Here is a 13,868-nt window from a genome sequence, read left to right as displayed (position 1 = left end):
TTTTTACTGTACGACATTTATCCAAAAATACAACACATTTGTCGTATTTCCAAATTATTCGGCAATGATCAAAAAGTAATTCTTTTTACCTTTCTGCACTACCAAAAAACGGCCATTGATCAGGTTGTCGCTGCTATAGCTATCATCAGCAGTTGCGATCTTGGCTTTGTTGATCGCCGTGCCACCGCCCTGGATCATCTTTTTAGCTTCGCCTTTTGATGAGAACACCGATGTTTTGACCGCCAAAAGATCCTGTACGCCTATACCGGCTTCCAGATCAGCACGAGCGATCGCATAGTTGGGCACCCCTTCAAATATGCCTAATACCTCAGCGTCGGTCAACTCGTTCAGGAACTCGATGCCTGTGTTACCGAACAGGAACTCTGACGAACGGATGGACTTATTGTAAGCATCCTCGCCGTGTACACGTATGGTGATATCCTTGGCTAACGCCTTTTGTAGAGCACGCTGATGTGGAGCAGCATCATGCTCAACTTCTAACGCTTCAATGGTGGCACGGTCAAGCAAAGTGAATATGCGGATGAATTTCTTCACATCCTCGTCGCTGGCGTTAAGCCAGAACTGGTAGAACTGGTAAGGTGTGGTGCGGGCAGGATCTAACCATACGGCGCCGCTCTCGGTTTTACCGAACTTGGTACCGTCGGCCTTTTTGATCAGCTGAGTGGTCAGCGCAAAAGCCTCTCCCCCATCTTTACGACGGATCAGCTCCGTACCGGTAACGATGTTACCCCACTGATCGCTGCCGCCCATTTGCAGGGTACAGTTGTGATGTTTCCACAAGTAATAAAAATCAAAACCCTGAACCAATTGGTAGGTGAACTCAGTGAATGACATACCCGTATCGCCGCTTAAACGGTTCTTTACGGAGTCTTTGGCCATCATGTAATTCACGGTGATGTGCTTACCTACCTCGCGTATAAAATCAAGGAACGAAAAATCCTTGAACCAATCATAGTTATTGACCATTTGCGCACTGTTGGCACCACGATCAAAATCAAGGAATTGCTCTAATTGCACTTTTATGCTTTGCAGGTTGTGCTGCAGTACCTCTTCTGAAAGCAGATTACGCTCGGCCGATTTGCCAGAAGGATCGCCCACCATACCGGTAGCACCTCCTACTAAGGCATATGGCTTATGACCCGCCTGCTGAAAATGGATCAGCGTCATGATCTGGGTCAGGTGGCCAACGTGCAATGAATCGGCCGTTGGATCGAAACCGATATAGCCCGATGTCATGCCTTTATTCAGTAACTCTTCAGTACCGGGCATAATATCGTGCAGCATGCCGCGCCAGCGTAATTCTTCAACAAAACTCATTTTGATACAATATTTTAAGGTTGGCAAAGATAGCAGATCAGTTAAGATCTGCTAAAAAGACTTTTATTAACCGTTTATCTGTTACAGCGGATAAAGGTCAAGCAAGGCCTGGTATGGATCGCCAGACAGGCCGAGCGCTTGGGCAAAAGCAGGTTCTGTCTTGATGCCCTGACGCTTCAAATGGACGACCTGCTGCTTAAGCGACTCACCATGCACGCGAAGCAACTCATACTCGGCGATCATATGCCGGTAACCGTTCTGCTCTTTAACAGACATTGCCTGGCCGAACACTTCGATCAGCTGGCCACCTAATGTAAAGTTAGCCACTACCGATGACTGATCGTTAACGACCACCGTCTCCACATTGAACGCCTGGTATTGGCCAAAGGCTGCCTTCACTTCCTCACTGAATCGCACGGCATCCTCAAAGCAACAAATTATGTCCAGATCGCTGCCTTCAATGTCTACACATATGGGTACGGTACCTACCAATATCGGCCCGTACCTGGTTAACTTTTGGAAAACACAATGATGGCTTAACACGGTATAGGCATCCTGTTGCCTCGGGTTGCCATTGGCTAAATATTCAAGTGTATCGAAATGACCGTAACGATGATCGCTCATGATGCTACAAAAGTAATGGTATACTGTAACGATATTCTCCTTTAAAACGACCGTTGCGTATATTGACACATATGGACAGACCTGTTATCGAGCCGCGCACGTTCGTGCTATTCAAACCATTTGAATGGCCGGACCTTATTCCTTACACCATCGCCGTCACCATGCTTATTGGCTGCTTGTACATCTCTTTGCATGTAACGCTCTTCTCTAAAATGTAGCTGGTTCGTAGACCATTCAATTGATCACAACTCTACAAATTTGACCTGAACGGCCGAAATGATTTCGGCTTACGGCCGATGTTATGTATTTTGCAGTACATCGCTCCTATGAATTTTCTATCGCACTATTATTTTGATCGTCATACCAGCAACTGTTATCATGTGTTGGGCACGGTATTGCCCGACCTGCTAAAAAATGCCGATAAGTCGATCATTCTCCATCCCGAAAAGCATCATTACCCCGACGGCGATACCCATCACATTTATAATGGATGGCTCAAACATTTAGAGATCGATAGGCACTTCCACAATTCCGACTTCTTTAAGACCCACTCCCATCAACTCAAGCTCGAACTGCGTGAAGTGATCAGCGGTTCGCCGGTGAAGCCATTCTTTTTAGGGCACATCGCTATTGAGCTTATTCTTGACAGCTTATTACTCACCACGGGGCGCGTGAAGGCCGATGACTTTTATGACCACTTAAGCTCATGCGATCACCAGTCGATCAATGAGTTCCTGGCCGTTAGTGGCATGACCGAGCCCGAGGTGTTCAGCCGCTTTTTCGACAAATTCCGGACCGAGCGCTATTTGCACACCTATGCCGATGCCTCCAAGGTAGCTTACGCGCTCAAGCGCATCTGTATGCGCATATGGCCTTCCCCGTTCACTCCTGAGCAAGAAGCAGCAATGACCAACGTGATCATCAATTACCGCAACAAGACCAGTGAAACCTTTATGGAAGTGTTCGATGAGATAGAGCGGGCGCTAGTGTGAGGTGTGAGGTGTGAGGTGTGAGGTGTGAGGTGTGAGGTGTGAGGTGTGAGGTGCAACTTCGTTGGCCGGAACATTGTTTTTTCACTTGCAAAATAGCCTTGAGATCATCCAACATCCTGATAATTAAACCACATCTTGCTAAAAATGAACCTATTTTATTTTTATTTCCAAAATATTTATCCTTACCTTTGCAGTCCCAATTAATTGGGAAAAGGAGACACATTATTTAATGGCAAAAAAACAAGAAGCAGAAAAAGAATTAAAATCTAAACAGGCTGAACTGGGGACAGTTAGCGCTGGAAAAGAGAAAGAGAACATTGAATCAGAAGCTGATTCGATATCTATTGATGAGATCAAATCTAAGATTGCAGCAAGCAACGCCGATTTCGATTGGGATGCTGACGACAAGAAATTTGGTAACTACAGCGATGCTGATCGCGCTAAATTCGAGCAAATGTACGATGGTACCTTTAACTCGATCAACCAAGGCGAGATCATTACCGGTACCGTAGTGAACATCAATAACAAGGACGTGGTATTGAACATCGGTTTCAAATCTGATGGTATGGTATCATTGTCAGAGTTCCGTGACATGCCTGATCTGAAGATCGGCGATGAGGTTGACGTATTCGTTGAATCGCAAGAGGATGCTAACGGTCAGTTAGTATTATCGCGCAAACGTGCAAAAACTCAAAAATCATGGGAGCGCATCAATAATGCATTAACTAACGATGAGATCATCACCGGTTTTGTAAAGAGCCGTACCAAAGGTGGTTTGATCGTAGATATAATGGGCGTAGAAGCCTTTTTACCTGGTTCACAGATCGATATCAAGCCTATCCGCGATTACGATATCTATGTAGGTAAGACCATGGAATTCAAAGTTGTTAAGATCAACCACGAATTCAAGAACGTTGTGGTATCTCACAAAGTACTTATCGAGGACGACCTGGAGAACCAAAAGATCGAGATCGTTGCTCGCCTTGAAAAAGGTCAGGTATTGGAAGGTACCGTTAAGAACATCACTGACTTCGGTGTATTCATCGACCTTGGTGGCGTTGACGGCTTACTGCACATCACTGATATCTCTTGGGGCCGTATCGAGCATCCGAAAGAAGTATTGGCATTGGATCAAAAGATCAACGTTGTTGTTCTTGACTTCGATGACGAGAAAAAACGTATCGCTCTGGGCTTGAAACAACTTACTCCACACCCTTGGCAAAGCCTTGACGAGAACATCCAGGTTGGATCGATCGTCAAAGGTAAGATCGTTACTGTGGCTGATTATGGCGCATTCCTGGAGATCACTCCTGGTGTTGAAGGCCTGATCCACGTATCAGAAATGTCATGGTCACAAAACCTGCGCAACCCTCAGGAATTCCTGAAAGTTGGCGACGAGGTTCAAGCTCAAGTATTGACATTGGATCGCGAAGAGCGCAAAATGTCATTAGGTATCAAACAACTTACTCCTGATCCATGGCAAAATGCTGCCGAGCGTTACGCTGTAGGCACTCAGCATGTTGCTACCGTTAAGAACATGACCAACTTTGGTGTGTTCGTTGAACTGGAAGACGGCATCGATGGTTTGATCCACATCTCTGACCTTTCATGGTCTAAGAAAGTGAACCACCCTAACGAGTTCACTAAAGTTGGCGAGAAACTTGACGTTATCGTTTTAGAACTTGACGTTGATAACCGCAAACTGAGCTTAGGTCACAAACAACTGGAAGAGAACCCTTGGGATACTTTCGAGACTATCTTCACTGTTGATTCGGTACACGAAGGTACTGTATTGAAAGTGACCGATAAAGGTGCTGTTGTTGCCCTTCCATACGGTGTTGAAGGCTTTGCGCCAACCAAACACCTGGTTAAAGAGGACGGCAAATCTTTGAAAGCCGAAGAGACCGCTGACTTCAAGATCATTGAGTTCGGTAAGGACAACAAACGTATCGTTATCTCTCACTCTCGCATTTGGGAAGATGTACGTGCAGAAGCAAGAGTTCAAGACTTTGAGAACCGTAAGAAAGAAGCGAAAGCTGCTAACAGCGCGGTGAAGAAAGTTAAAGATTCGGTTGAAAGATCGACCCTTGGCGACCTGAGCGTATTGGCCCAATTGAAAGAGCAGATGGAAGGTGCTGAGAACAAAGCGCGCAAGTCTAACGAGGAGACCAAATAATACATTAAATAATTTCCTTTTAAAGCCCTGTGTATCAAAGCACAGGGCTTTTTTTATTTATAATGGTTCAAAACATTGTATCAACAGGGATGGTTTTAACGTATTATAAGTATAACTTTGTCGCCGTAGTACCATTTAAGTACTAAGCGACCTATCCTTATTGATAATACATTTATGAGAAAAGCAGGAGAGCAGATCCACAACCCGCTGACCAAAAAAACCTTTATCTTTTTAAATACTGCTGAAGATACTGATGGTGAGTATGTGAGAATGAAATGTGTAGCAGACGTGGACAGTGATCAAAAAAGTGGATTCGTTCATAAGCACCCTACCCAAACCGAGATCATCAACGTGATATCAGGAAGCATGATGACCGTGGTGAACGGAAAAAAAGTGCGCTATGAGGCTGGCGAAATGATCGTGATCAAACCGGGTGATGCGCACCAGTGGTGGAATGCCAGCAAGAAAGAACAGTTACATGTGACCACAGAGATAAGGCCAGCTTTAAGCACTCAGAAGCTTTATGAAGCGGCCTGCGCACTTGCCCAAGCCCGAACTTCTGACTCGCCCGAAGCACCCAACCTGTTGCATTTGGCGGTCATGATCGATCACTATAGCGACATTTATGTAGTGGCCGGAAAATGGACCTTACTTAAAAAAGCAGGATTCAAATTATTGGCCGCTATAGGGCGTATGAAAGGTTACAAACCCGAGTGGAACTACAACAATATACTCACCCCGCAAAGCGTGTAAGATCCGAGGCAGATATACCAGTATCTGCCTTTTTTGTGCGATATTGTTAGTTCAGTATAAATAATCCATGAAAGTAAGTTCGACTGAATACCGCTTGTAACTACTCGTGACCGGCAATTTTTCGAAAGTTTTTTTAACTTTGCCCAAACCTACTGATGCGATGCAAGATCTCACTTTGCTTGACGGTCCAAAATTCCAAATAACCATACAACGCCTGTGCAGGCAGTTGATCGAAAATCATAACGACTTTAAGGATGCCATATTGATCGGTATACAACCGCGTGGTATCTATTTGGCTCGTCGTATAGCTGAGGAGCTCAGAGCTATTTTGGACAGTTCCATTATGCAGGGCGACCTTGACATCACCTTTTACCGTGATGACTTCAGGAGGCGTGAAGGTCCGCTGGTACCTAACCAGACCCGTATCGATTTTATTGTAGAAGGCAAGAACGTGATCCTCATGGACGACGTGTTATGGACAGGCCGCACCATCCGCGCGTCTATGGATGCATTACTGGCTTTTGGGCGCCCTGCAAAGGTTGAGCTGCTAGCGCTGGTGGATCGCCGCTACTCGCGCCACTTGCCAGTGAATGCTAACTACACCGGTATCGAGGTCGATTCCATTGCCTCGCAAAAAGTGGTGGTAAGCTGGAAAGAAACAGATGGTGAAGACAAAGTGGTCCTGATTTCAGAGAATTGAATGATGCCGCAGTTCGGATGTCTGATGACTTATACCGAACATCCCTGAATAGCTAAAAAAGTATTAATTCGAAATCAAAATTCGATACCGTAAATAAAATATGGCACTAAGCACACGACACTTATTGGGAATTAAAGATCTGAACCGGAACGATATCGAAGAGATATTCACCACGGCTGATACCTTTAAGGATGTGATCAACCGTCCGATCAAGAAAGTGCCTTCATTGCGCGATGTGACCATAGCTAACGTTTTCTTCGAGAACTCTACCCGTACCCGCTTGTCGTTCGAATTGGCCGAGCGCCGCCTATCTGCTGATACTTTGAACTTTGCCGCCTCGTCGTCATCGGTAAGCAAAGGCGAAACGTTAATCGACACCGTGAACAATATATTAGCCATGAAGGTGGATATGGTAGTGATGCGTCATCCCTATGCCGGTGCCGGTGTGTTCCTTTCCAAACATGTTAAAGCGCAGATCGTGAACGCCGGAGACGGTGCGCACGAGCACCCGACACAGGCTTTGTTAGATGCATTCTCCATCCGTGAAAGACTGGGTAGTGTTGAAGGCAAGAAAGTGGCTATCGTTGGCGATATCCTGCACTCACGTGTGGCTTTATCTAATATACTTTGCTTAAAGCAACTGGGTGCCGAGGTGATGGTTTGCGGCCCTACCACACTTATCCCAAAATACATCAGTTCATTAGGTGTTAAGGTGGAACACGATCTTAAGAAAGCTTTGAACTGGTGCGATGTGGCCAACATGCTGCGCATCCAGTTAGAGCGTCAGGACATCAAGTATTTTCCGTCGCTGCGTGAGTATACGATGTTGTATGGCCTCAATAAAGAGATACTGGACAACCTTGACAAAGAGATCGTGGTGATGCACCCTGGACCTATCAATAGAGGTGTCGAGATCACCAGCGATGTGGCTGATAGTAAACAATCGATCATATTGGACCAGGTAGAGAATGGCGTGGCCGTGCGTATGGCCGTGCTTTACTTGCTGGCCGGTCAAAATTAAGCTATGCAGTTCAGGCTACAGGATAACCATGTATTAAAGATCGAGCCCGAAAAGTTCAGGCCAAGCCGTGTGCGCCTTATCGTGAAGCAAATGGGTAAAGAATTGGTATGCCGCAAAGAAGGTATCAATCAACTGCTCGAGTTTCTTTACAGTAAGGACGAACAATTGTTCAAAGGCCGCCTGCAGATCAGCAAGACCAACGATCAGATCAGTATTTGGGTGAAGGAGCAGAACGTGGGAAGTATAGATGCGAAGGCTTTAAAGGACGGGCTGATCAGCGTGCTCAATAACATCGAGCCTACCAAATAAAAAGACGGCCTTCTTGACCGTCTTTCATACACACAACACACACGAACTGAGGGTTACTCAGTTCTTTTCCTCTTCCTTCTTGGCCACAGCGTCTTTAACAGGCTGTCCGTCGCGGATCTCGTCAGTGGCTACTTTGATCAGCTTATCGCCCAGGGCAAGCTCTTTGCTGTACACCTCCACTCCTTCTTTCCCCTGCATGCCTTTTTGCACATCTACCCATTGAGCCTTATGGTCGTTGGTCACCCGGATCACAAATACCTTTTCGGTCGATTGTACCAGTGCCGTTTGCGGGATCACAAATGTGCTGTCATGTGATCGCATGGGCACGCTCACCTCCGCGTACATGCCCGGTAATAAGATCTTCTTAGGGTTCTGCACGTCCATCTCTAAACGCTCTGAGCGCAAGCGGGCGTCAAGTGCACCTGCCGAACGTACTACACGTGCTTTGAACTGCTCATTAGGTAAAGCACGAACGGTAAAATCAACTTCCTCCTTGCCGTTAAGCGCACCGGTATTCAGTTCAGGTACCGATATCACCAAACGTAACTTCTTTTGCTGCTGGACCACAAATAACGGCGGCTGTGCGCCACCTCCACCCGGACCCACATAAGCACCCATACTGGCGTTACGTTCGCTCACCACGCCGTCAAAGGGGGCGCGTATCTGTAAGTATTGCAAGGTCGAGGATACCTCCTGATACGATGCCTTTGCCGCCTGCATGTTGGCCTTATCGGCCTTCATTCGTGCCTCGGCCTGGTCAATGTCATTCTGAGCGATGGTACCCGGCGTTTTAGCGGTATTGAACAAGCGGTCATAAGTGGCCTTGCTGGCCAGGTATATCGCTTCCTGTTGCTTGATACGTGCTTGAGCTGATGCCAGTTGCGAGTTGATCTCGGGTGCTTCTAAAATGATCATCAATTGACCGGCATGCACCTCAGAGCCCACATCCACCAGGTATTTTTTTACATAACTGTTCACCTTGGCATAAAGGCTCACTTGCTGATAAGGCTGCAATTCGCCGGGTATCCGCAGCACCGACGCCAACTTAGCTTTTTCCAAGGCTACCGTCTCTACAGGCGGCACCTCAATGTCGGCCTGTTCTTGTTGTGCGCGAGCCTTTTCTTCTTTCTCTTTTTCTTCGTTATGGCAGGCACTCAGGGCCAGTACGCCAGCCAGGCCGATCAATGATACATTTATGGTGATATGATGTTTAAGCGTTCTCATTGGGTATTATTCGATAGCTATATGAATGATAGTGATCAGTTATTAGTGTGGTGTTGCGGTACAAAGTATTTGCTCTCCTCATCTTCAGGGTCAAGTGATACGGATGCGGTACCGGTCTTACCTTGTACCCAGGCGAATACCAGTGGTAGTATAAGCAATGATGCAAAGGTAGAGAAGATCAGTCCGCCGATCACCGCACGTCCCAGTGGAGAGGTTTGATCGCCACCTTCGCCCAAGCCTGATGCCATAGGGATCATGCCCACGATCATGGCCAAACTGGTCATCAAGATCGGGCGTAAACGTAGAGCCGTAGCCTCACGTGCCGCTTTAAGCGCATCGCCATTGTACAAACGTAATTCCTCAGCGTTGGTGATGAGCAATACCGAGTTGGATATGGCCACCCCTACTGCCATGATCATACCCATGTAAGATTGCAGGTTAAGCGTAGCACCCGTGGCCCACACCACGAACAGGGAACCAAAGATCACCGCCGGAACGGTAGACAGCACCACGAACGACACCTTGAACGATTGGAAATTGGCGGTAAGCATCAGGAATATCACTACAATGGCCACCAAAAGGCCTGTCTGCAAACTGTCCAGTGTATCATCAAGCGTTTGGCCCAGGCCGCGTTGCTCAATGTTCAAACCCCGCGGTAACTCGCCTAATGAGGCGATGGCCTTGCGTACGTCTTTGTTGGCCGAACCAAGATCTTTATGGTCCAGGTTGGCCGTTACCGATATGGTCGGGATGGCGCCAATATTGTCGTTCTCGCCATAGGTGGTATCCATCTTGATGCTGGCCACATCGCTCAATACCGGCCGACGCTGGTTAGCCATGATCGGTATCTCTTTGATGTCATCTATGCTGGCCATCTGGTATTCAGGAACTTGTACCTGTACGTTATAGCTCAACCCTACCTTCTCATCAAGCCAAACGTTCTTTTCGGTGAAACGTGATGATGAGGTAGATGCCGTAAGCGACCTCGATATATCTCCCACCCCTACGCCCAACTGCGCCGCACGTATACGATCGATGTTGATGTTGATGGCCGGATACTTGAACGATTGTGCGATCTGCACATCGCGCATATACCCTACCTTGTTCAGCTCGCGCAATATCTTGTAGGCATAAACAACGTTCTGCTTCTTATTCTTACTGGTGATGGCCACCTCTACCGGCGTTGGTGATCCTTGGCTCAGGATCTTATCGGTAAGGTCTATCGGCTCGAAAGACACGCGCACGTTGGGCAATATCTTTTTCATCTCGTGCCTAAACTCATCCTTCAGGTCATCCAATTTGCCTTTGTACTCCTCGGTAACGGCGGCTTGGATCACACTCTCGTGCGGGCCGGCCATGAACAGGTATATCGGGCTGGTGGAGAACTGCGAAGGGTGACTACCCACAAAGGCCGATGTTACCGCGATCTTGTCCTGCCCGATGATCTTCTTTAGTACATCCAGGGCTTTAATGGTCACTACCTCGGTACGTTCCAAACGGGTGCCATCGGGTGAGCGTAGCCGCACCTGGAACGCGCCTGACTCCACCTTAGGCAGAACGTCGCGCCCGATGGTGTTGAACATCCAAAAGGCCAGGCCTAAGGCCACGATCGCGTATACACCTACTATCCATTTACTTTTGGGCAGCATGCTGTCCATCAGGTGCATGAATTTATGCCTGAACTTGTCGAACTTGGTTTCGTTAGCACCATGCTCCTCTAAAGCAGCATGAGCGGCCATCTCCTTCATTTCATCGGGGTTGTCATCATCGCGGGCAAAACCAGGCTTCTCATGGTCGTTCTTCATGAGCCAGTTGGCCATGATCGGCACAAAGGTTTGCGCTAAAAAGTATGATGTGATCATGCTGAAACCTATGGCCAGTGCCAACGGCAGGAACAATGCACCCGGTATGCCCTTCATGGTAAATGCCGGAGCGAATACGGCGAGTATACAGAATAGGATGAGCAACTTAGGGAAGGCTATCTCCTTACAGGCATCCCAAATGGCCAGGGCCTTGGGTTTACCCATAGCAAAATGCTGGTGAATGTTCTCGATCGTTACCGTCGATTCATCCACCAGGATGCCAATGGCCAGTGACAGGCCGCTCAGCGTCATGATGTTGATCGTTTGATGGAACAGTGAAAGGAACAAGATACCTGAAACGATCGATGCAGGAATGGTCAGGATCACGATCAAAGCGCCACGCCTGTCGCCCAGGAACAGGAGTACCATCAGGCCGGTCAGTACAGCGCCAATGGCCCCTTCTTCGGCCAAACTTTTTACCGCGTTGATCACATATACCGACTGGTCGAACACGTATGACAGCTTGACATCTTCAGGTAACAGTGCCTGGAAACGCGGGATCGCTTTTTTAAGGTTTTGCACCACTTCCCAGGTCGACGCATCGGCCGATTTGGTGATGGGCAGGTATACCGAACGCTTGCCGTTCACGAGCGCATAACTGCTGGTAATGTCGGCACCATCCTCCACCGTGGCCACGTCTCGCAAAAACACGGTCTGTATGCCGTTTCGGTACAAAGGTATATCGCCAAATTCGGGCACCTTTTTGATAGAGGTATTGGCAGGCGTCAGGTAATTGAGGTCGCCTATGCGCACGTTACCGGCGGGCGAGTTCAGGTTGTTCTCGCGGATGGCTGTAACCACCTGGTCGGGAGTAAGGTTGTGCGAGCGTAATAATGACGGATCTACTTTGATCAGGATCGAACGGGTGTTACCGCCGAACGGTGCCGGAGAGACCAATCCAGGTACCGAGGTGAACGACGACCGCACGTAAACGTTGGCCAGATCGAGCAATTCGTTATTGGTACGTTTGGGGCTGGTGAGTACCAACTGCCCTACCGGCAAAGTAGAGGCATCAAAACGCAAAATGAACGGTGGCTGCGAACCCGGCGGAAATATCGCCTGTGCACGGTTAGTATAGGCCGACACCTCCGCAGCGGCCTGTGCCATATTGGTGCCCTCGTAAAAGGAAAGCTTGATCAGCGTAAGACCCTGGATGTTCCTTGTTTCGATACTTTTTACGCCCGACACGTACAACAGCAGGTTAACGTACTGCTTACCAAAGTACGATTCCATTTGCGTAGGGGTGTAACCGCCGTACGGATGCGATACATAGATCACCGGCAGGTTTAGATCGGGAAATATATCGATCTTGATACTGCGGATGGCATTCAGGCCAAAGAAGAACAGCCCGGCTACGAGTACCAGGATGGTGATGGGTTTGCGGAGTGCGAATCTTATAAGTCCCATTTATGGATGTGGCTAATGAATAGCTTAAAAATTATTGATGAACAGGTCGAAATCACCGGTGGAGGCCGCTTTGAACAGCAGGGCTTGCCATACATTGTTGTAGGCGATGTAATTATTGGTCTCGGCCCGGTAAAGGGTGTATAATGCCTGTTGGAAATCGGTGATGGTGGCCAGCCCATTTTTGTAAAGGGTCACCTTTTGGATGTAGGCCTCATTGGCCGTCTTTATTTGTATGGGTGCTTCCTGCGAGTTCTTAAGCGCATTGGTGATACGACTGTCGGCAAGTGCCTGTTGATTGCGCAATTGCTGATCAACCAGATCATATTCATTTTGATATTGCGCCGAGATGAACTTTTGGGCACGCACCTGTTGCTTGGTGCGAAACAGGCTGGCAAAGTTCCATGAGGTTGCCACCCCTACCAGGTAATTGGCCCGTGTAGGGTTGATGCCATCGATATAACTGCTATTGACCGCCACAGGCCTGTTAATGGCAGGCGGCAAGCCAAATCCAGAACCCCTACCCTGAAAAACGCCGATGAGCGAGAAGGTAGGCAACGCGAAGGTCTTTTGATACCTCGCCTGCTCGTCGCTTACCTGTATGCGGTCCTTATAGAACCGTAGGTATGGGTGATCGCCCTGTGCAAGCGTAGTGGACGGGTTAGGATTTGTTGGGTTACGGATCACGAAGGTGCTATCGAGCACAAAATCAGCAGGCGGGGTATCATAACCCAGATACTGCGAAAGCTGGTTCACCTGCTCCTTCTCGTTCTGCTGAGCATTGGTCAGCTGGATGCGGGCGTTGGAAACCTCGCTTAAAGCTAACGACGAATCAACGCCAGGGTTTAGCCCATTGGTGACACGCGCCCGTATCACGCGGCGGATCTCCATGGTGCGGTTCAAATTGTCTTGCTGCACCTTGACCAGCCGTTGAGCAGCCAGTACACCCAGGTAAGCCGATGCCACCCTGATCTTATGCTGAAACTCCTGCTGACCAAGGTCGGCCTCATCGCGCCCTACCGTTTGCTTCTGCACTTTAATGCGTTCTTTAGCACGGCCGAACGCAAAAAAGTCCCAGTTGACGTTGGTTAGATATAAGGCACCGAAGGCCGCATCCCAGCTTTGGTTAGGCAAGGCCGGGCCAGATGACGAAACGGCCAGACCTCGGTAACCTACCAGCGGACCGTTCTGCCCATTGATCGTTCCATAGGCGTTCTGTGCCGAAAAGGTCACATCGGGCAGATATTCATTTCGGGCTGCCTGCAACGAGGCTTTCGAAGAGTTGACCTGATTCTTTTTGGCCAGGATGGCCGGGTAGTTTTTCACCCCCAGATCAACAGCCTCTTTCATACTCAGCGCAACGGTCTGTTGCGCAAGGGCGGGTATGGCAGAGGCCATGCAGGCGGCAAATACATATACGCTGATCGATATTCTGCTAAACATCAGGAGGAAATATTACGATAGA

At 48.3% G+C, this 13,868-nt stretch carries 12 protein-coding genes; 7 read left to right on the top strand and 5 right to left on the bottom strand.

Features of this window, described 5'->3' with window-relative positions; genetic code table 11:
• Positions 1–54: 54 nt before the first annotated feature.
• Both tyrS and LLH06_RS06395 read right to left on the bottom strand, forming a co-directional pair.
• On the bottom strand, positions 55–1,338 hold the full coding sequence (gene tyrS / locus LLH06_RS06400; protein ID WP_228172435.1) for a tyrosine--tRNA ligase: 1,284 nt from the start codon (positions 1,336–1,338) through the stop codon (positions 55–57).
• 81 nt (positions 1,339–1,419) lie between these two features.
• The gene (locus LLH06_RS06395) at positions 1,420–1,962 is read right to left on the bottom strand and encodes a DUF4269 domain-containing protein (RefSeq protein ID WP_228172434.1); all 543 of its coding nucleotides are present in this window, start codon (positions 1,960–1,962) and stop codon (positions 1,420–1,422) included.
• A gap of 71 nt (positions 1,963–2,033) precedes the next feature.
• Between LLH06_RS06395 and LLH06_RS06390 the strand changes: the two genes are divergently transcribed.
• From LLH06_RS06390 to LLH06_RS06360, 7 genes are all read left to right on the top strand, one after another.
• Complete coding sequence (locus LLH06_RS06390; protein ID WP_228172433.1) at positions 2,034–2,180, top strand: hypothetical protein; 147 nt, start codon at positions 2,034–2,036, stop codon at positions 2,178–2,180.
• Between the two features lie 108 nt (positions 2,181–2,288).
• On the top strand, positions 2,289–2,954 hold the full coding sequence (locus tag LLH06_RS06385) for a hypothetical protein (RefSeq protein WP_228172432.1): 666 nt from the start codon (positions 2,289–2,291) through the stop codon (positions 2,952–2,954).
• A 229-nt stretch (positions 2,955–3,183) separates the two neighbouring features.
• Positions 3,184–5,130 carry a 30S ribosomal protein S1 gene (gene rpsA, locus LLH06_RS06380; protein WP_228172431.1) on the top strand — a complete coding sequence of 649 codons (1,947 nt, stop codon included), beginning with the start codon at positions 3,184–3,186 and terminating at the stop codon, positions 5,128–5,130.
• Between the two features lie 174 nt (positions 5,131–5,304).
• On the top strand, positions 5,305–5,883 hold the full coding sequence (locus LLH06_RS06375) for a cupin domain-containing protein (RefSeq protein WP_228172430.1): 579 nt from the start codon (positions 5,305–5,307) through the stop codon (positions 5,881–5,883).
• A gap of 160 nt (positions 5,884–6,043) precedes the next feature.
• Positions 6,044–6,583, top strand: coding sequence for a bifunctional pyr operon transcriptional regulator/uracil phosphoribosyltransferase PyrR (pyrR, locus tag LLH06_RS06370; protein WP_228172429.1), 540 nt, complete (start codon positions 6,044–6,046; stop codon positions 6,581–6,583).
• Between the two features lie 100 nt (positions 6,584–6,683).
• The gene (locus LLH06_RS06365; protein ID WP_228172428.1) at positions 6,684–7,604 is read left to right on the top strand and encodes an aspartate carbamoyltransferase catalytic subunit; all 921 of its coding nucleotides are present in this window, start codon (positions 6,684–6,686) and stop codon (positions 7,602–7,604) included.
• Positions 7,605–7,607: 3 nt separating this feature from the next.
• Complete coding sequence (locus tag LLH06_RS06360) at positions 7,608–7,913, top strand: hypothetical protein (protein ID WP_228172427.1); 306 nt, start codon at positions 7,608–7,610, stop codon at positions 7,911–7,913.
• Positions 7,914–7,970: 57 nt separating this feature from the next.
• Here LLH06_RS06360 and LLH06_RS06355 read toward each other — a convergent pair whose 3' ends face one another.
• Genes LLH06_RS06355 through LLH06_RS06345 form a run of 3 tightly spaced genes read right to left on the bottom strand, consistent with a single transcriptional unit; the run spans position 7,971 to position 13,846 of the window.
• Positions 7,971–9,137, bottom strand: a complete 1,167-nt coding sequence (locus LLH06_RS06355) for an efflux RND transporter periplasmic adaptor subunit (protein ID WP_228172426.1) — start codon at positions 9,135–9,137, stop codon at positions 7,971–7,973.
• Between the two features lie 35 nt (positions 9,138–9,172).
• Positions 9,173–12,406 carry an efflux RND transporter permease subunit gene (locus LLH06_RS06350; RefSeq protein WP_228172425.1) on the bottom strand — a complete coding sequence of 1,078 codons (3,234 nt, stop codon included), beginning with the start codon at positions 12,404–12,406 and terminating at the stop codon, positions 9,173–9,175.
• Between the two features lie 24 nt (positions 12,407–12,430).
• Positions 12,431–13,846: a TolC family protein gene (locus LLH06_RS06345; protein ID WP_228172424.1), complete on the bottom strand. Its 1,416-nt coding sequence runs from the start codon at positions 13,844–13,846 to the stop codon at positions 12,431–12,433.
• Positions 13,847–13,868 lie beyond the last annotated feature (22 nt).

It is taken from the genome of Mucilaginibacter daejeonensis, assembly GCF_020783335.1.
Lineage (GTDB): Bacteria > Bacteroidota > Bacteroidia > Sphingobacteriales > Sphingobacteriaceae > Mucilaginibacter > Mucilaginibacter daejeonensis.
Note: the sequence above shows the minus strand (reverse complement) of the source record. Positions and strands in the feature narration are given on the sequence as shown.